The 17,975-nt window shown below is 70.3% G+C and carries 17 protein-coding genes; 10 read left to right on the forward strand and 7 right to left on the reverse strand.

Annotation, left to right across the window (positions count from 1 at the left end):
* A complete protein-coding gene (locus tag MTES_RS12450; protein WP_043361410.1) occupies nucleotides 1-1,410 on the reverse strand; it encodes a hypothetical protein in 1,410 nt (469 codons plus the stop codon).
* A 165-nt stretch (nucleotides 1,411-1,575) separates the two neighbouring features.
* Nucleotides 1,576-2,607 carry an ECF transporter S component gene (locus MTES_RS12455; protein ID WP_013585617.1) on the reverse strand — a complete coding sequence of 344 codons (1,032 nt, stop codon included), beginning with the start codon at nucleotides 2,605-2,607 and terminating at the stop codon, nucleotides 1,576-1,578.
* Nucleotides 2,608-2,855: 248 nt separating this feature from the next.
* Between MTES_RS12455 and MTES_RS12460 the strand changes: the two genes are divergently transcribed.
* Nucleotides 2,856-3,137: a Rossmann fold nucleotide-binding protein gene (locus MTES_RS12460; protein ID WP_013585618.1), complete on the forward strand. Its 282-nt coding sequence runs from the start codon at nucleotides 2,856-2,858 to the stop codon at nucleotides 3,135-3,137.
* Between the two features lie 64 nt (nucleotides 3,138-3,201).
* Here the strand turns inward: MTES_RS12460 and MTES_RS12465 are convergent, their stop codons facing one another.
* On the reverse strand, nucleotides 3,202-4,242 hold the full coding sequence (locus tag MTES_RS12465) for an LLM class flavin-dependent oxidoreductase (RefSeq protein WP_013585619.1): 1,041 nt from the start codon (nucleotides 4,240-4,242) through the stop codon (nucleotides 3,202-3,204).
* 67 nt (nucleotides 4,243-4,309) lie between these two features.
* On the opposite strand from MTES_RS12465, the gene MTES_RS12470 reads away from it, so the two are divergent.
* The 4 genes from MTES_RS12470 to MTES_RS12485 all read left to right on the forward strand — a co-directional run bounded on the left by MTES_RS12470 (nucleotide 4,310) and on the right by MTES_RS12485 (nucleotide 9,244).
* Nucleotides 4,310-5,080, forward strand: a complete 771-nt coding sequence (locus MTES_RS12470; RefSeq protein ID WP_043361412.1) for a hypothetical protein — start codon at nucleotides 4,310-4,312, stop codon at nucleotides 5,078-5,080.
* Nucleotides 5,081-5,121: 41 nt separating this feature from the next.
* On the forward strand, nucleotides 5,122-5,886 hold the full coding sequence (locus tag MTES_RS12475) for a hypothetical protein (protein WP_013585621.1): 765 nt from the start codon (nucleotides 5,122-5,124) through the stop codon (nucleotides 5,884-5,886).
* Nucleotides 5,887-6,127: 241 nt separating this feature from the next.
* Nucleotides 6,128-8,659: a DEAD/DEAH box helicase gene (locus tag MTES_RS12480; RefSeq protein WP_013585622.1), complete on the forward strand. Its 2,532-nt coding sequence runs from the start codon at nucleotides 6,128-6,130 to the stop codon at nucleotides 8,657-8,659.
* Between the two features lie 120 nt (nucleotides 8,660-8,779).
* Nucleotides 8,780-9,244, forward strand: coding sequence for a hypothetical protein (locus MTES_RS12485; RefSeq protein ID WP_013585623.1), 465 nt, complete (start codon nucleotides 8,780-8,782; stop codon nucleotides 9,242-9,244).
* A gap of 103 nt (nucleotides 9,245-9,347) precedes the next feature.
* Here MTES_RS12485 and MTES_RS12490 read toward each other — a convergent pair whose 3' ends face one another.
* Nucleotides 9,348-9,908: a Dps family protein gene (locus MTES_RS12490; RefSeq protein ID WP_013585624.1), complete on the reverse strand. Its 561-nt coding sequence runs from the start codon at nucleotides 9,906-9,908 to the stop codon at nucleotides 9,348-9,350.
* A gap of 202 nt (nucleotides 9,909-10,110) precedes the next feature.
* Here MTES_RS12490 and MTES_RS12495 point away from each other — a divergent pair, with 202 nt between their 5' ends.
* From MTES_RS12495 to MTES_RS12505, 3 genes are all read left to right on the forward strand, one after another.
* Nucleotides 10,111-11,781, forward strand: a complete 1,671-nt coding sequence (locus MTES_RS12495) for a helix-turn-helix transcriptional regulator (RefSeq protein WP_013585625.1) — start codon at nucleotides 10,111-10,113, stop codon at nucleotides 11,779-11,781.
* 62 nt (nucleotides 11,782-11,843) lie between these two features.
* A complete protein-coding gene (locus MTES_RS12500; RefSeq protein ID WP_013585626.1) occupies nucleotides 11,844-13,652 on the forward strand; it encodes a glycoside hydrolase family 15 protein in 1,809 nt (602 codons plus the stop codon).
* Nucleotides 13,653-13,704: 52 nt separating this feature from the next.
* Nucleotides 13,705-14,598 (forward strand): SDR family oxidoreductase, encoded by an 894-nt coding sequence (locus MTES_RS12505; protein WP_013585627.1) that lies wholly within the window; start codon nucleotides 13,705-13,707, stop codon nucleotides 14,596-14,598.
* A gap of 254 nt (nucleotides 14,599-14,852) precedes the next feature.
* Here MTES_RS12505 and MTES_RS12510 read toward each other — a convergent pair whose 3' ends face one another.
* Nucleotides 14,853-15,314, reverse strand: coding sequence for a GNAT family N-acetyltransferase (locus MTES_RS12510; RefSeq protein ID WP_013585628.1), 462 nt, complete (start codon nucleotides 15,312-15,314; stop codon nucleotides 14,853-14,855).
* 88 nt (nucleotides 15,315-15,402) lie between these two features.
* Here MTES_RS12510 and MTES_RS18555 point away from each other — a divergent pair, with 88 nt between their 5' ends.
* Entirely contained in the window at nucleotides 15,403-16,332 is a 930-nt protein-coding gene (locus tag MTES_RS18555) for a helix-turn-helix domain-containing protein (protein WP_013585629.1), read from the forward strand.
* Between the two features lie 5 nt (nucleotides 16,333-16,337).
* Here MTES_RS18555 and MTES_RS12520 read toward each other — a convergent pair whose 3' ends face one another.
* Complete coding sequence (locus tag MTES_RS12520) at nucleotides 16,338-16,598, reverse strand: hypothetical protein (protein WP_013585630.1); 261 nt, start codon at nucleotides 16,596-16,598, stop codon at nucleotides 16,338-16,340.
* Between the two features lie 136 nt (nucleotides 16,599-16,734).
* On the opposite strand from MTES_RS12520, the gene MTES_RS19675 reads away from it, so the two are divergent.
* Nucleotides 16,735-16,893: a hypothetical protein gene (locus MTES_RS19675; protein WP_013585631.1), complete on the forward strand. Its 159-nt coding sequence runs from the start codon at nucleotides 16,735-16,737 to the stop codon at nucleotides 16,891-16,893.
* A 59-nt stretch (nucleotides 16,894-16,952) separates the two neighbouring features.
* Here the strand turns inward: MTES_RS19675 and MTES_RS12525 are convergent, their stop codons facing one another.
* A complete protein-coding gene (locus MTES_RS12525; RefSeq protein WP_013585632.1) occupies nucleotides 16,953-17,957 on the reverse strand; it encodes an epimerase in 1,005 nt (334 codons plus the stop codon).
* Between the last annotated feature and the right edge of the window lie 18 nt (nucleotides 17,958-17,975).

Raw genomic sequence — 17,975 nt, forward strand, 5'->3', positions numbered from 1 at the left:
TCAGAACGACTTCGTGGCCAGAGCCGGGGTGTCGGCGAGCGCCGTCTTCAGCACGTTCTCACCGGGGAAGAGGCGTTTGCCGTTGAGGAGCCCGAACGCGAAGGGCGCGCGCATGTGCCAGATGGATGCGCCCGTGCACCACCGCGACTGCAGGGGAGCCTGTAGGACGGATTGGTACAGCAGGGCCTGGACGTCGAAGTCCTCGGCCCCGGTGGCGGGGGAGTTGTTGTCCTGCTTCGCGAGGCCGTCGACGCGCGGCTGAACACCGACCTCGGTGATGAAGAACGGGATGCGCAGCCCGTCGCACACGGCCTCGAGCTTGCCGAGATGGTCGTCTGTCCGGCCGCCGCCGCCCCGCCAGCCGGCGACGAGTTCATCGACCGTGATGTTGGGCGCGTCGGGCGTGTAGACCTTGTCGGTCAGCCGGATCCACGAGTTGATGCCGAAGACGTCGAGCAACCGGGCCATGTGCGGTGTCGACTGCGGAATCCAGTACGTGTAGAGCAGGAAGAGCTCGAGCGTCGTGAACGCGGCGGTGAGCTTCACCCCCGGCTCCGTGTCGCGGAGCTTCTGGATGAGCGGCACCCACCGGTCGTAGGTCGAGGCGTCGGTCTGGGCGGGCTGCTCGCACGTCAGCGCGAGATACTCCACGTCGTTCTGCGCACAGAGGGTGGCGAAGTACTGCAGTTGCGCCTGCCAGTTCGCGAAGAACGCGTCGAGGGATGCCGGGGCGTAGTTGCCGCGGTAGAACCCGTCGCCCTGATCGTCGGTCACGATGTGCGGCTTGACCAGCGTGATCCGGATGCCGCGGTCTCGAGCGAGTTGGAAAGCCTTGTCGATGCGGTCGTCGGAGACGCGTGTGAACGTGGTCGACGTGGGATCGGAGATGAAGCAGTAGATGACCAGCGTCGCGTTCGCGCCGAGGCGTGCGATGCGGTCGAACTCCTTCGCCGTGACCGACATCGGCGTCCGCTGGTCGAGGCTGAGGGAGATGTTCAGGTCGCGCTTGAGCGGGGCGACGGTGCCGGCGAAGGTGCGGAGCCGTTTCTTCTTGCCCTCCCGGACGTCGAGGGCGAACCGGTAGGCGCCTTCGGTCGTCGGGCGTCCGATCACACGGCCCGAGGAGAGGCCCACCCCGGCGGGCAGCGCGCCCGAGGCGAGCGTGACGGTCGCGTCGGCGGCATCCGAGATCTGACGGACGACGCTGTCCCACGCGTGAAGGCGCAGGTCTTCGGTCGCGTCCGCCGCGCTGCGGGTAGGGGTCGGCGTGGCGGTCGCGGTCGCGCTCGGGGAGGCCGTCCGCGCGTGCGGACCGACCAGGGGTTTCTCGGGGCCTCCGTGCGTCATCAGGGAAGCAGCCGCGACGCTCCCGGCACCGAGTCCGAGGACGCTCAGGGTGCCGACGAGCATGCTCCGTCGTGACAGCTCCATTTCACCCCTCCCGATGCGATGGCTTCGTCGACCGAGGATGGGGCTCCTGCCCTCTCCGGCATTCAGCGTAGAACGCGCGGGTGGATCCCGATCCGACCCCGCGGAAATCGTGAGCGTTTCAGGGGGTTCTCTCGGCTGGTCGTGTCAGCGCAGAGCGAGCCGCCCGGGCAGGAAGCCGAGCGCCCGCCGGCGCGCGAGCGGGGCGTGCAGGTGGTCGACCAACGGCATGTGCGCGGCGGAAACGCCGAACGTGCGGCGCAGCCACACGAACACCATCAGCGCGATGAACCCCGTGAGCAGCTTGTCGATCACGGACGTGAGGATGTTCGTCGAGAAGGCCGCGGCGATGAGGGGCAGCCCGAGGTGCTCGAGCGAGACGGTGACGGTGTCGGATCCGTGGCCGGAGAAACCGCTGAAGAGGAGGACGTTGAGCGGAGCCCCGGCCATCGTGCACGCGACGGCCACCAGCAGGTTCAGCTGGAAGTACCGCACGATGTCGTTTCCCATGCCGAAGCGACGGACGCCGTATCCCCACACGAGCGCACCGACCACATTCACGAGGGCGAACGGCGCGGCGCCCGGGACCCCCACGACGAACCCCAGGAGGTTCGTCATCAGGCCGACGGCGACGCCGTACCAGGGACCGAAGACGATCGCCACGACCGCGGTGCCGGCCATGTCGAGGTAGAGCGGCAGATGGAGCTGCTGCACCACGATGAGTCCGATGAGGTTGAGGACGAGGCATCCGAGAATCGTCAGGGGAGCGGAGCGCCGAGTCGGAGTCGACGTCGGAAGAAGAGGGGTGTCGGTCGTGGCGGCGACCTCGACAGGCGCGACCGGGCGCGGGCGGGCGGCCGGTTCGGCCGAGCGGCGGACGCGGTGGTAGCGCTCAACCCACTCATCGGCTTCGGCGTCGTCCGCGCCGAGAGCCCGGACGATGTCGTGCACGAGCGCCGGGTCCATGCGGGTGCGGCCGGGTCGGAACACGTCGTACACCGTGGTGCGTGCCGGGTAGGCGGCGGTGGCCGCGACTCCCCGCGCGATGCGCAGCTCGCCGACCCGGCGGGCCAGATCGCCGTACGAGACGGGGCCGCGGGCGTCTTTGAAGGCGACGAGATCGCGCGCGATCCGGTCGAGGGAGTCCGGCTGTTCCTGCGGCGAGGCGGTGAGGACCACGGCAGCCCCTTCTGTCGTTCACGGCGGTGCGTTGCTCACCCTATCCGCGTGATCGGGCTCCGCCGGAACGGGGGACTGCGGCTGTCGACGCTCGATACCCTGGAATCACCGCCCACCCGTCGACGCCCCGCGTCGCGCTCGAAAAGGAGCCCCTCATTCCTGCATCGCAGACTCCCGTCCCGTCTACGCGGATCCGCGCGCTTCGCACCGCGTCCCTCGTCATCGCGGGCCTCGGTGCCTCCGCGACCATGGCGACGCTCGGGTCGTGGTGGACGCCGCTCATCCTGCTCATCGCCACCGCCGGCGCGCTGCTGGTGGTGTGGCGGACGCCGGCCGGGGCCGTGGCATCCCGAGGGCTCGTTCCCGTGCTGATCGTCGTCATCGCGCTCACCGTCGTGGGGGCGCTCGGGGCCGTGGGCGTTCTGCCCGGCGGGTACGTGTGGGCCGCGCTCGGCGCGTACATCGTCGCGTGGGGCGAGTACCTGGTCTCCCAGACGATCGCCCGGTCGCGCGGCCTCACCGCGCGCTGAGCGAGCGCCTGCCGAGAACGACGACGGCCCCGGATGCCATGGCATCCGGGGCCGTTTTTCCGTGTCAGACGCGCGAGGCCGCCTGTGTCGGCTGCCAGCCGAGGGCCGGCGCGACGTGACGGGCGAAGTTCTCGACGAGGCGGAGATTGAAGTCGACGCCCATCTGCGACGGGATCGTCAGCATCAGGGTGTCGGCGCTCATCACCGCGGCATCGTTCTGCAGCTGCTCGACGAGGACGTCCGGCGTCGCGGCGTACGTCTTGCCGAAGGTCGAGCGCATGCCGTCGATCACGCCGATCTGGTCGCTGCCGGCGGAACCGCCGAAGTACATCTCGTCTTCGGCGGTGACGATCGGGAAGATGCTCCGGCTGACCGAGGTGCGCGGCTCGCCCACGTGACCCGCCTCGCGCCACGCGGCGCGGAAGGCGTCGAGCTGCTGCGCCTGCAGGAGGTCGAAGGGCGTGCCGTCGGCCTCCGTGAGGAGCGTCGACGACATGAGGTTGACGCCGATGCGACCCGCCCACTCGGCCGTCGCCGTCGTGCCGGCGCCCCACCAGATGCGCTGACGGAGTCCGCGGGAATGCGGCTCGATGCGCTGCAGGCCCGTGCCGCCGCCGAAGGGGCTCATCGGGTCGCGCTCGGCGAGACCCTCGCCGTCGATCGCTCGGAGGAAGAGGTCGAAGTGCTCACGCGCGATGTCGGCACCGCGGGGGTCTTGCGAGCCCGTGTACCCGAAGGCCTCGTAGCCGTTCTTGACCGTCTCGGGTGACCCACGGCTCACGCCGAGGGCGAGGCGGTTCCCGCTGATGAGGTCGACGGATGCCGCCTCCTCGGCGAGCATGAGCGGGTTCTCGTACCGCATGTCGATGACGCCGGTGCCGACCTCGATCCGCGAGGTGCGCGCGGCGATCGCGGCGAGCAGGGGCATGGGGGCGGCCTGCTGACGCGCGAAGTGGTGCACGCGGAACGAGACGCCGTTGATCCCGAGGTCGTCCATGCCCTGGGCGAGGTCGATCGCCTGGAGCATCGAGTCGCCGGCGGTCAGCTGACGACCGCCGCCGAGGGGGCCGTAATGGCCGAAGGAGAGGGTGCCGAAGGAGCGCATACGTGGTGCAACGCGGCATCCGTCGATCTATTCCCACGCATGAATCGGACGTGGCACGATGCACAGAATGAACACGGACGACGAGAGCGAACTCGCTCGTCTGCGCGCGCGAGCGTATGGGCCGCACGCCGACATCTCCGACGATCCTCGCGCCGTCGCCCGTTTGGCCGAGCTCGAAGAGGTCGATCGACGGGCGCGTGCGACGAGGACGGCTCCCGCTCCGGGCCCGAGTGCGCCGGCGCAGGCCACCGATGCGGAGGATCTTCCCGCGCCGGGGACGGGAGGCGAGCCGGACACGGCGGATGACGGCGTCCGGGCACGTCGCCGGTGGTCCGTGCCGATCCGGTCGCGCCGCGCGGTCTGGGCCTGGGCACTGACGATCGCCGTCGTGGCCGCCGCGTCGAGCGCCGTGACCGCCGCCAGCCTGGACATCGTGCCGGTGTCGAGCAGCGCCGGCGTCCCCCAGATCGCGACGCTCACCCCCGATGTCGGACGCGCGTTGCCGGGCGCGTTCGGTCCGCTGAGCTCCGACGCGCGGGCGTACCCGGACTTCTACGGCATGACCGCGTTCGTGTCGTACGCGCAGTTCGGCCCCGAGGGGGAGCGCAACGCCTGCATCTTCCTCGTGCCGACCGACACCCTCGACAAGCTCGAGGAGGGGGGTTACTCCGCCGGCTTCTCGGAATCGGGCTGCGGCGCGGGGGTGTTCCCGGCGGCCGTCCAGTTCGTGGTGAACTCGCTGGAGCCCGCCGAGTTCGTCGCGCGTTTCCCCCCGGGCTCGAGCGTGCAGTTCATCTTCGACGGAGAGAACCTCGGCGTCTTCAGCGACGCCGGGTGAGCGGGCGCGCTCGCTTCCGGCACGGGGACGAGCGTGACACCATGCAGAAGATGGACGCGGACGAAGCTCACGAACTCGAACGCCTCCGCGCGCGGGCATACGGCCCGCACGCCGACATCACGAGCGATCCCGTCGCCCTCGCGCGTCTGCGCGAGCTGGAGGATCGGGAGCGGTCACGACCGCAGGCGGTGGCCCCGGAGCCGTCTGCGCGGGTCGACCCGGGTGCGGATGCCGCTGCGGAGCCGGTGGAGGAGGACGAGCGGTCCGCCACCGAGCCGCGCCCTCCGCGTCCGCCGCTGCTCCGGTCGCGACGGCGCGTGTGGATCGCCGCGCTCGCGATGGCGGTCGCAGTCGCGGCGACCAGCTCGGTGACCGCCGCCGCCGTCGGTTCCACCACCGTCGACGGCACCTCGGGGATCGCGCAGACGGATGCGTTGACGCCCGACCCGGGGGCGGAGCTCGGCGCGTCGGGCTACCTCGGCTTCGATCCGGAACAGACGCGCGGATTCGCCGACTACTACGGATTGACCGTCTTCTCCGGGGTCACCCAGATCGACTCGGACGGCAATCGGTCCGATTGCCTGATCGTCCTCAACACCGAGGAGGTCCGGGACGAGGGCTCGTCTCGCTCCTCGCCGCGCGGGGTGCGATTCGGGTCATGCGGGGCCGGTCCGTTTCCGGCGGCGGTGAAGTTCATCGTGAGCGCGTCGTTCCCGGAGCCCTTCCGCACGCGTTACCCGGTGGGCACCGCGATCCAGTTCGTGCTCGACGAGGACGAGGTCGGGGTGTTCGCGGCGACCCCGTGAGACGGTCCCGGGGGCTTCGACGAGCTCAGCCCCCTGCGCTTCGACGAGCTCAGCCACCTGCGCTTCGGCGAGCTGAGCCACCGGGGCTTCGACGAGCTCAGCCCCCTGGGTTTCGGCGAGCTGAGCCACCGGGGCTTCGACGGGCTCAGCCCCCTGGGTTTCGGCGAGCTGAGCCACGGCGGGAGGTGGTCCCTGAGCCTGTCGAAGGGTCCACCCGCCCCGCGGATGAGAGGCTGGGGGAGTGACCCCCCTCCTCGAACACGTGCCCGCCGGTGCCGATCCGGATGCCGTGTACCTCGGCTTCGTCGAGTGGGCGGCCTCGCGCGGGCTGACGCTCTACCCCGCGCAGGACGAAGCGGTCATCGAGATCGTCTCGGGCGCGAACGTGATCCTGTCGACCCCGACAGGTACGGGCAAGTCGCTCGTCGCGGTCGCCGCGCACGCGGCATCCCTCTCCCGGGGCGGCCGCACCTACTACACGGCGCCGATCAAGGCGCTCGTGAGCGAGAAGTTCTTCGCGCTCGTCGACATCTTCGGCGCCGAGAACGTCGGGATGGTCACGGGCGACTCCTCCGTCAACGCCGACGCTCCGATCATCTGCTGCACCGCGGAGATCCTCGCCAACCTCGCGCTGCGCCAGGGGGCGGATGCCGAGGTCGACCAGGTGGTGATGGACGAGTTCCACTACTACGGCGAAGCCGACCGCGGGTGGGCGTGGCAAGTGCCGCTGCTGCTGCTGAACCGGGCGCAGTTCATCCTCATGTCGGCGACGCTCGGCGACGTCGAGGACATCGCCGACGACCTCTCGCGCCGGACCGGTCGGCCGACCGCCCGCGTGACCGGGGTCGAGCGACCGGTGCCCCTGCACTTCGAGTACGCGCGCACCCCCGTGCACGAGACGGTGCAGGAGCTTCTCGACACCAAGCAGGCGCCCATCTACGTCGTGCACTTCTCGCAGGCCGCGGCGATGGAGCGGGCGCAGGCGCTGTCGTCGATCCGCATCATCGGGCGCGAGCAGCGCGACGAGATCGCCGAGGCGATCGGCGGCTTCCGATTCACCACCGGGTTCGGCAAGACCCTGTCGCGCTACGTCCGCGCCGGAATCGGCGTGCACCACGCCGGGATGCTGCCGCGGTACCGCCGCCTGGTTGAGACTCTCGCCCAGCGTGGCCTGCTGCGCGTCATCTGCGGCACCGACACCCTGGGCGTCGGCATCAACGTGCCGATCCGCACCGTGCTGATGACGGCGCTGACCAAGTACGACGGCACGCGCATGCGGCAGCTGTCCGCGCGAGAGTTCCACCAGATCGCGGGGCGCGCGGGCCGCGCCGGGTACGACACCGCGGGAACGGTCGTCGTCATGGCCCCCGATCACGAGATCGAGAACGCCGCGCAGATCCTCAAGGCCGGCGACGACCTCAAGAAGCAGAAGAAGATCGTCCGCAAGAAGGCGCCGCAGGGCTTCGTCAACTGGACCGAGCAGAGCTACGACCGCCTCGTCGCGGCCGAGCCCGAGCCGCTCGTGCCCCAGATGAAGCTCTCGGCCGCGATGCTCATCAACGTCATCGCGCGCGGCGGTAACGTGTTCGCCAACGTCCGCTCGCTGGTGTTCGACAACCACGAGCCCCGCGCCCGGCAGTACGAGCTCGCCCGGCGTGCGATCGCGATCTTCCGCACGCTCGTGCAGGCGGGCGTGGTCGAGGCGGGACCCGATGGCATCCGTCTCACCGTCGATCTGCAGCCGAACTTCGCGCTCAACCAGCCGCTGTCGCCGTTCGCGCTCGCCGCGATCGAGATGCTCGACCCCGAGGTCGAGCTCGGTAGGGGTCCGGATGCCGCGCCCGCCGGCGGCAGCGTCGGCACGGGGCACTACGCGCTCGACGTCGTCAGCGTCATCGAGGCGACGCTCGACGATCCGCGTCCGATCCTGTCGCAGCAGCAGTTCCGCGCCCGCGGGGAAGCCGTCGCGGCGATGAAGCGCGAAGGCATCGAGTACGACGAGCGTATGGAGCTGCTGGAGGAGATCACCTGGCCGAAGCCCCTCGACGAGCTGCTCGCCCAGGCGTACGAGGTGTTCGCCTCGAGCCAGCCGTGGATCCGCGACTTCGAGCTGTCGCCCAAGTCGGTCGTGCGCGACATGTACGAGCGGGCGTGCTCCTTCGGAGAGTACGTCTCGCTGTACCAGCTCGCCCGCAGCGAGGGCCTGGTGCTGCGCTACCTCAGCGACGCGTACCGGGCGATCCGCCAGACCGTGCCGGTCGACGCGCAGACCCCCGACCTGCTCGATCTCATCGCGTGGCTCGGCGAGGTCGTGCGCCAGGTCGACTCGAGCCTCGTCGACGAGTGGGAGCAGCTCGTCAACCCGGCCGACGATCCGTCGGCCCCGGTCGTTCCGCCGGCGCCGCCGTCGATCCTCACCAACCGACGGGCGTTCGTCGTGCTCGTGCGCAACGAGATGTTCCGTCGCGTGCAGCTGGCCGCGCTGCAAAAGGACGACGAACTGGTCGAACTCGATCCCGACGTCGACTGGCCGGGAGTTCTCGATCGCTACTTCGACGAGCACGACGCGATCGGCACCGGGGGAGCGGCCCGATCGTCAGCTCTCGTCGAGATCGACGAGTCCGCCGCCTCCGAGCGCGTCTGGCGGGTCGAGCAGACGATCGACGATCCCGCGGGAGACCACGACTGGCGCATCCGGGCCGAGGTCGATCTCGCCGCCAGCGAGGAGGAGGGCACGGCGATCGTGCGCGTCACCGAGGTTCTGCGGCTCTGACGCCTCCTCCCCACCCGGTGTCGGGGTGAAATTCCTCCCCCGCGCGCCGATCGTCGTGCCGGTGAGGGCTCGCCCCTGTCTACAGTCGGATGCACCACCTCGCGCACGAACGGAGTCGACATGGAGTCCCTTCCCCTGATCGCCACCGCCGTGGGTCTCGTGGTGACCATCTCGACCACGATCCTCGGCGGCACCAAATGGATGATCGTGAGGATGGAGGAGCGGACGGACCGGCGTTTCATCGAATCCGATCGTCGTACCGACCAACGGTTCGTTCGCCTCGAGAAGCACCTCGACGAGCGGTTCACGCGGGTGGATCAGCGGTTCGAGCAGGTGGACAGGCGGTTCGAGCAGGTCGATAAGCGATTCGAGCAGGTCGATAAGCGGTTCGAGCAGGTCGATAAGCGGTTCGAGCAGGTCGATAAGCGGTTCGAACAGGTGGATGAGCAGTTCGTGCAGGTCGCGCAGAGATTCGCGCAGGTCGACGAGCAGTTGCGATCCGTCGTCTCATCCGTGACGGAACTCAAGATCGCCGTTGCTCGGCTCGAGGGCCCGCACCCGCCGTTCCTCATCGCGCGCGGCTGACCCTCGACGGGCCCACGGACCGGCACCGCGTGCGGCCGGACCCTCGCACGAACACCGGATGCCGAAGCCCTGGGGCCCCGGCATCCGGTGTGGTGGTCGCTGCTTACGACTTGCGGGCGACGCGATTCTCGGCGCTGACCATCCACGACAGCTGCTCGAGGCGCTCGAGCACGCCGTGCAGGATGTCGGCGCTCGTGGGGTCTTCCTCGTCGACGTCGTCGTGCACGTCGCGGACGGTGCCGACGACCGCGTCGAGGCGCTCGGTGATGAGGTCGATGACCTCTGCCGTGTCGACCTCGCCCTGCGGGAACTCCGGAAGGGTGGTCGTCTCGGCGACCGTGTCGCTCCGGCCGTCGGGGAGCGCGTGCAGAGCGCGCATGCGCTCGGCGACCTCGTCGCCGAACTCGCGGGCCGCGTCGATGATCTCGTCGAGCTGGAGGTGGGTGTCGCGGAAGTTCTTGCCGACGACGTTCCAGTGCGCCTGCTTGCCCTGGATCGACAGTTCGATCAGGTCGACGAGGACCGCCTGGAGGCTGTCGGTCAGCTTCTCCGACGCCTGGAAGCCCTTCTCGGCGTTCTGCTCGTCGGTCGTCTCGGGTCCGCTGCCGCCGCGCGCGGGGCGGCGACGGTTCTTGGTCGGGGTGTCCTTGGTCGTCGTGGACATGCACGTTCCTTTCACTCGCGGTGCCTCCGACGTTAGATCGCCGCCGCTCCCGCGGGGCGGGGGTTGTGCGTCGCTGGGCATCGCGGTAACCGCTTCGGCGTCTAGGGGTTTCGGCGGGTAACGCGCCCGACGCGCGACAACACCCGAGGGCGTATGGAACCATGCGTTCAGACCGGGGGCGGTCCCCGGGGGACACGAGCATATGAGCGACGAAGCCGACGAGCTCGACCGGGCGTGGATCGACGCCGAGCACACGCTCCTCGCCGTGTTCGCGGGTGATGCCCGCGCCCACCTGCGTGTTCTCGAGGCCCGGCGGGACGGCGCGGAGTCGGACACCGCGCGCGCGGTATGGGGCGTGGCGGCGGCGATGGCAGCGGTCATCGCGTGTCGCTTCGACGAGGCATCCGTTCATGCCGATCGCGCGCTCCGATCGGCGACAGACCCCGCCTCCGCCGAGCACCGGCTCGCGGCGGCGGCCGTGTCGATGACCGACGCGATGTCGGGGGCGCAGCACGATCAGGGAGCCCGGCCCGATCCGCCGCTCCCGGACGACGCCGGACGCGGCGCCCTGCTCGTCCGCTACCTGCGGGCCGAGGCCGCTCTCAGCTCGGGGGCCTTCGACGTCGCAGACGCTCTGATCGCCGACGCCGGGCTCGAGCCCGGGCAGGTGGTCGCCCCGAAGGCGCCGCCGGACGCCCCCGTGGACGGTGCCGCCCTCACCCTGCAGCTGCTGTGGGCGCGCAGCAGCGCCTTCCACGGCCGGGCGGCACGGGTGCGGGCGATCCACGACGGCATCCAGGCCCGCTCGGCGGACGTGCCGCCGCGCGCCCACCTCGTCTTCCTGGCGATCGGATGCTACGGCGCCGCTCTCGCCGCGGATCGTGACCGCGCCTCCGCCCTGGCGGACGTCGTCCTCCACCGGGCACGCCGCGACGTCAACTACCTCTCGGTCGGCTCGTGCATCTACGTCGGGTGGGCGCTGCGCGCCCTGGGACAGGTCCAGCGCGCCGCGGCGCTCCTGGTCGCCGCCGCCGGACCCGACCTCCACCACTGCAAGATCTGGGACCGCGCGTTCATCTCCGAGGTGCTGGTCGAAGCGGCGCTCGAACGCGGGGACCGGTACGGCGCCGCCGTGATCGTCGATCGCGCGACGTCCCTTCAGCGGTATCCCGTCGCGGCCTCGGCGGTGACCCGCGCGAGAGGCGCCATGGCCCGCTCGGACGGCCTGGACGATCGCGCGAAGGGTCTGGCTTCGGCGGCGGTCTTGCTCGATCAGCGCGCGGGAGCTGCGACGGAGGTCCTCCGCGGCCGTCTGCTCGAAGCCGAGGCGTTGCTCGGCACCGACCCGGTCGAGGCGGCACGGATGCTCGAGACCGTCGCGACCGAGGCCGACGCCGCCGGCAACGAGTCGTTGCGCCGCCACGCGGCGCAGAAGTGGCGCGCCCTGCAGCAGCGCACGTCGGGTCTCGTTGCGGGGACCGCCGTGATGACGGCGCGTCAGCGCGAGGTCGTCGCCCTCGTCGCGGAGGGGCACAGCAACACCGCGATCGCGCAGGTCCTCTTCCTGTCGGCGCGGACCGTTCAGACGCATGTCTCCGACCTGCTGCGCATCACCGGGGCTCGCTCGCGCGCCGAGGTCGCCGCGTTGGCGGCGCCCGGTTCGACCTCCGCAATGATCGCGCTCACTCCCCGGCAACGCGAGATCGCCCGGCTCATCGCTCGCGGGCTGCGCAACAGCGAGATCGCCCGCGTCCTCTCGGTGAGCGACAAGACGGTCGAGAACCACGTCTCCGAGATCCTGCGCCGGCTCGGACGGCGATCGCGCGCGGGGATCGCGGGGCTGGCCGCCGCCGGTGAGGCGCCGCTTCCGTAGCCGCTCGCCCCGAAATCGACAACCCCGGCACATCGGCGGCTGGGCGTTCTTAGCGTGGAGCCGTGTCCTCCACTCCGTTCCCGCCGTCTCCGCCCCTGCGCGACTACGCCGCGATCGGCGACGGGCGAACGGTCGCGCTGATCGGGCGCGACGGGTCGATCGACTGGTTGCCCCTGCCCAACATCCACTCGCGGCCGGTCTTCGCGCGGCTCGTGGACGAGTCGGCCGGCGGATGCATCCGACTCGCGCCCGTGGGAGAGTACGAGGTCACCCGCCGCTACCTTCCCCGCACGAACGTCCTCGAGACCACCTTCACCACCGCGAGCGGCGTCGCGACATTGACGGATGCCATGGTGACCGGTATCGCCGGCCGCCTCCCGTGGGCGGAACTCGCGCGCCGCGTCGAGGGCGTGAAGGGCGAGGTCGAATTCGCGTGGTGCGTCCAGCCGGGGACGATGCTGCGCTCGGCAGCGCCGTGGACCGAGCGCATCGACGGCTTCTCGGTCATGCGCATCGGACACGTCTCTCTCGCCGTGGTCGGCCACGAGCACGGCATCCACGGAGAACCGGATGCCGGGAACGAGAGCATCGAGGGCGGCTTCACGACGTCGAAGGGCTCGCGCCACCTGCTCGTCCTCGCCGCCACCGAGGGGGAGCCGCTCCGCATTCCCGACGCGCAGAACGTCGACCGCGGGATCGATCGCACCGTCGACGGCTGGAAGATGTGGTCGGACGAGTTCTCGTACGACGGGCCGTGGGCGGATGACGTGCAGCGCAGCGCCCTCGCCCTGAAGCTGCTGCTCTTCAGCCCGACCGGTGCGATCGCGGCGGCGGCGACGACCTCGCTGCCCGAGAACCCCCGCGGCGGGAAGAACTGGGACTACCGCTACGCCTGGGTGCGCGACCTCGCCTACACCGCTCACGCGTGGGTCGGCTTCGGTCTGCGCGAAGAGACCCACGCGGCGATCTCGTGGCTGCTGCGCACGATCCGCAAGAACGGCCCCGAGGTGCAGGTGATGTACACCCTCGACGGCGACGCCGAGATCGGCCTCGAGAAGCACGACGTCCCGGGCTGGAACGGCTCGCAGCCGGTGGTCACCGGAAACCCCGCCCAGGGGCAGCTGCAACTCGGCGTGTACGGCGACCTCATCGCGCTGTGCCGCACCTACGTCGAGGCGGGGAACCGCCTCGACATCCAGACCGGCCGCCTGCTCGCCGATGTCGCCGACCGCACGTGCGACCTCTGGCGACGCGAGGATTCGGGCATGTGGGAGTTGCCGGAACTCCGCCACTACACCTCGTCGAAGATGGGCTGCTGGAAGGCCCTCGACGATGCGCAGTGGCTCGCACAGGGCGGGCACATCCCCGACAACGGCGACCGCTGGCGCGCCGAGCGCGACCGCATCCATCGCTGGGTCGAGGAGCGCTGCTGGTCCGAAGAGCTCCAGGCGTACACGCTCGCCCCGGGAAGCGAGGACCTCGACGCCTCGGTGCTCCTGCACGCGCCCACCGGCTTCGACCGCGGGGAACGCATGTCGAAGACCCTGGATGCCATCACCGAGCGCCTCGGCACCGAGAACCACCTCGTCTACCGCTACACGGGCATGGACCAGGAGGAGCAGACCTTCGTCGCCTGCGCCTTCTGGCGAGCCACCGCTCTCGCCTGCGTCGGTCGGCACGCGGAGGCGATCGAGGCGATGGACGCGCTCGTCGCGCAGGCGAACGACGTCGGCATCTATTCCGAGATGATCGCCGAGTCCGACGGGGCGTTCTGGGGCAACCTCCCCCAGGCCCTCAGCCACCTCGCTCTCATCAACGCCGCCCTCGTCATCCGCGATGTCGTGGATGCCGATGAGCTCGGTGGCCGTTGATCCGGCCGGGTGCGTGACACCCGGCATCCATCCCCCACCGAAAGGACGTGTCATGAGCACGCAGTACACCTTCACCGACCCCACGAAGCTCTACGCCGACATCGAACCGCAGGCGCAGGACCAGCCCGAACCGGGCCTCGACGCGAAGCTCACCCCGAAGGCGGCTCTCGGCGAGGACACCTACGTCGGCAGCGAGCGCCTGAAGGGCCGGAAGGCGCTGATCACCGGCGCCGACTCGGGTATCGGCGCGGCCACCGCGATCGCCTTCGCCCGCGAGGGCGCGTCGGTCGCGATGTCGTACCTGCCCGAGGAGAAGCAGGATGCCGACCGGATCGCGGGCATCCTCCGCGAGGCCGGGGCCACCGTCGTGCAGATCCCCGGCGACCTGCGCGAGCGCGAGTACGCCACCACGCTGGTCAAGGAAGCGGTTGAGGGCCTCGGCGGCCTCGACATCGTCGTCAACAACGGCGGCAAGCAGATCTTCAACGAAGACGTCACGACGCTGTCGGACGAGCAGTTCGACGACACCTTCAAGACCAACGTCTACGCGATGTTCTGGATCTGCAAAGAGGCGGTGCCGCACCTGAAGCCCGGCTCCACGATCATCAACACGACGTCGATCCAGGCGTATTCGCCGGCGCCGATCCTCGTCGACTACGCCTCGACGAAGTCGACGATCAACACCTTCACCAAGGCGCTCGGTCAGCAGCTGGCGCCGAAGGGCATCCGGGTGAACGCGGTGGCGCCCGGCCCGATCTGGACGCCGCTGCAGGTCACCGACGGCCAGCCGAACGAGAAGGTCGACGAGTTCGGCGAGGAGACCCCGCTCGGACGCATGGGTCAGCCCGCAGAGCTCGCCCCGGCGTACGTGTACCTCGCCTCGGCGGAGTCGAGCTACGTGATCGGCGAGACGTTGAACGTCAACGGCGGAATGCCGACCCCGTAAGCGCGCGGGGAGGGAGGGGCCGTCGTCCGGGTGCGGGCGGCGGCCCTTCGGCATCCGCGGGTCCCGGTCCCTTCGACAAGCTCAGGGACCTTCGTGCGCGGAGGTGGCTGAGCTTGTCGAAGCCTCCGGTCCCTTCGACGGGCTCAGGGACCTGGGGTGCGGTGGGGGTGGCTGAGCTTGTCGAAGCCTCCGGTCCCTTCGACGGGCTCAGGGAGCTGGGTTGCGGGGGTGGCTGAGCCTGTCGAAGCCTCCGGTCAGAGGAGCGCCTTGCGGTAGAAGATCTCGCCGTCGGCCGTCTCCTCGGAGCGGTGGTAGCCCTCGCGCTCGTAGAGACGCTGGTTGGCCTCGCTGAGACCGCCCGTGAAGAGCTCGGCCTCGGTCGCGCCGGCCTCGCGACCCCGATCCTCGACGGCTCCGAGCAGGAGAGTCCCGAGACCCTCGCCCTGCTGGTCGGGGGCGATGGCGAGTCGGCCGATGAGCAGCAGGTCGCCATCCCGGCGCGCCCGCACCGCGCCGACGATGCGGTGGTCCGTCACCGCCACGCAGCCGAGGTTCTCGACAAGTTCGGCGCGCAGCTCCTCGAGGGTCTGCGTGAGCGGTGGCATGTCGGGGTCGCCGTAGATGAGTGCCTCGCTCGCGAAGGCGGCGCGCTGGATGGTGAGCACCTCTCCGGCGTCGTCGGGGGTGATGGGGCGGATGCGGGGGCTGCTGCTCATGGTCGCTTTCCGAAAGAGGGTGAACAAAAGACGCCGAAACGACGGCGGTCCGAGACCGCGAGGTTAACTACGATGGCTGTGGCCAGCTATGAACGACTTCTTCGATACCCGTGTCCGCACCGCCGACGTCGCCGACACGCAGGCCTGGCTCCAGGCGCAGTACGGGCACGTCGACGTCCAGGCCGATGACGCGTCGTTCGGCGAGCACGCGATCGGAGACGGCGGATTCTCGCTGCGCCACCTCGACTGGGACTGCCGTGCCGAGGTCATCTACGAAGCGGACCGATTCTTCGTGGCCACCTCCACGCCGGGCTACGCCTGGAGCATCGGATCGGATGCCGGGGAGTACAGCGTCGAACCGGGCATCGTTCAGCCGGGCCAGGAGTTGATCGGCCGACCCAGCTCGACGCGACTGCACCTCGCCGCCTTCGACGCCGACCGGCTCACCGAGACCGCGCGCACGATCTACGGCGACGAGACGCTCTGCGTGCGGTTCCAGGGCACCGCACCGGTCTCGCGGAGGATGCGCGAGTACTGGCTCGCCACGCTGCGGTGGTCGCTGACCCAGGCGCCGATGATGGCGGAACCTCTCGTGCGCGCTCACGTGTACCGCTCTCTCGCCTCCGCGACGCTCGAGACCTTCGCCCTCGTGGGCGATCCGCGCGAGCGGCGCGCCTCGGCCATCGAGCAGGCTTCGATCTACGCGTCCGCGACCGCGTGGCTCGACGATCACGCGTCGCTGCCCATCACGATCGACGACGCCGCGGGCGCGGTCGGCACCTCCCGCGAGGGCCTGCGCCGTGCTTTCGCCGCGAACGGCCATCTGACGCGGACGCCCGAGACCTATCTTGCGGCGGCTCGCGTGAGCGCGGCCCACGCCGACCTCATCGCCGCGGATCCCGCGGCCACCTCGGTCGCGCAGGTGGCGGCCCGTTGGGGCTTCGCCGCTCCGGGACGGTTCGTCCAGGCATACCGCGACGCGTATGGCGTCGATCCGCAGACGACTCTCGATCGCTGAGCCGTTCAGCGGTCGCGGTCGGTGTACTCGCCGGGGTTGTCGAGATCTTCCCGGTCGTCCTTCCCCGACGGCAGCTGCACGTCGGTGTAGGCGCCGGCCTCGTCGGCACGCGGCCGCGATTCGGTGCCGTCGGTGTTCTCCCGGTCCACGTACTCGCCGGGCAGATCGGCGCTGCCGTGGTCCCGCTCGCCGTCGGGGAGCTGCACGTCGGTGTACTCGCCCTCATCGGGTCCGGTTCCGCGGCCTGTGGTGTCGCGTTCGCTCATCGTTGGGTCTCCCGCCGTCGTGGTGCTCTCGACGCTAGACCGCGCGGCGCACACGCGCCCGGCCTTGACAGATACGCCCGATCCGCCCCGTGTCAAGGGCGGCCGCCCGGGTGGGGGAGCGGGGGAGAGTGGAGGCATGCCAGCTCTCGCCATCATCCTCGTCATCGTGGGACTCGTCCTGCTGTTCCTCGGCCTCTTCGTCGAGGCGGTGAAGTTCCTGCTCTGGGTGGGAATCGTCATCCTCATCGTGGGCGTGATCGCCGCCCTCATGCGGTTCATCCGCCGAAACGCCTGACCTGACGTCCTCCCGCCCGCTCGGTTCTTCCGGGCGGGCGGTTCGTCATGCCCGCGCCCTCACGCGGAGAAGAGATCGCTCGCGCGCGGCGCGTGCGTCGCCGCCACGGCATCCAGCGCCGGACCCAGCTCCGGATGCCGGAAGCGGAAGCCGGCGTCGGTGAGCACACGCGGCACGGCCCACCGGCTCTTCAGCACCAGCTCGGGCTCGTTGCGCAGGAGCGCCATCGCGGGATCGAGCATCCACCGGAACGCGGGGAGGCCGACCCTCCGCCGCGCGACGCGCCGGACCTCGCGCATGAGCGTGCGGTTGTCGCTGACCCCCGGTGCCGACAGGTTGACCGGCCCCTCGAGATCGTCGCGATCGCGGAGGAACAGAACGGATGCCACGACGTCGTCGATGTGGATCCAGCTGAAGCGCTGACGACCCGAGGTCCGGTGCCAGTTCGACCACACCGGTCCGGTCGGGTGCGCGCCGATGCCGCGATAGCGGCGGTGCGGGAACCACCAGCTGTCGATCTGCGGTCCGCCGAGACCGAGGCGGCCGAGGGCGAAGAGCATGCGCGTCGCCGGCCCGTCCCCGAGGACGATCGCCATACGCAGAGCCACGCGGCGGGTCTGCGGAAGGTCGCCGTCGAAGAACGCCCGCTCCCACGAGGTCGCCACGTCGACCGAGAAGCCGTCGCCGATGACGCCGTCGCGCTCGTCGTTGCCGTGCTCGGTCTCATGCCGGTAGATGGTCGCCGTCGAGGCGTTGAACCAGACGCGCGGGGCGTGGGCGGCCGCGCGGACCGCGCGATGGAGGGACCGCGTCGTCTCGACCCGCGACCGGAGGATCTCGTCGCGCGCAGCGTCGGTGTACCGGCACGACACGATCTTGCCGGCGAGGTTGACGAGCACGTCGGCACCGTCGACGAGGCGGTCGATCGCCGGTTGATCGCCCCAGGTCGCGGTGCCCGTGCGGCCGATCGTGTCGACGTCGTAGCCCTCGTCGCGGAACGCGGATGCCAGCGCTCGGCCGACGAAGCCACTCGCTCCGGCGATGACGACACGGGGTCGGGGCACGGCATCCTCCTGGGTCGG

The sequence above is a fragment of the Microbacterium testaceum StLB037 genome (assembly GCF_000202635.1).
GTDB classification, from domain to species: domain Bacteria; phylum Actinomycetota; class Actinomycetes; order Actinomycetales; family Microbacteriaceae; genus Microbacterium; species Microbacterium testaceum_F.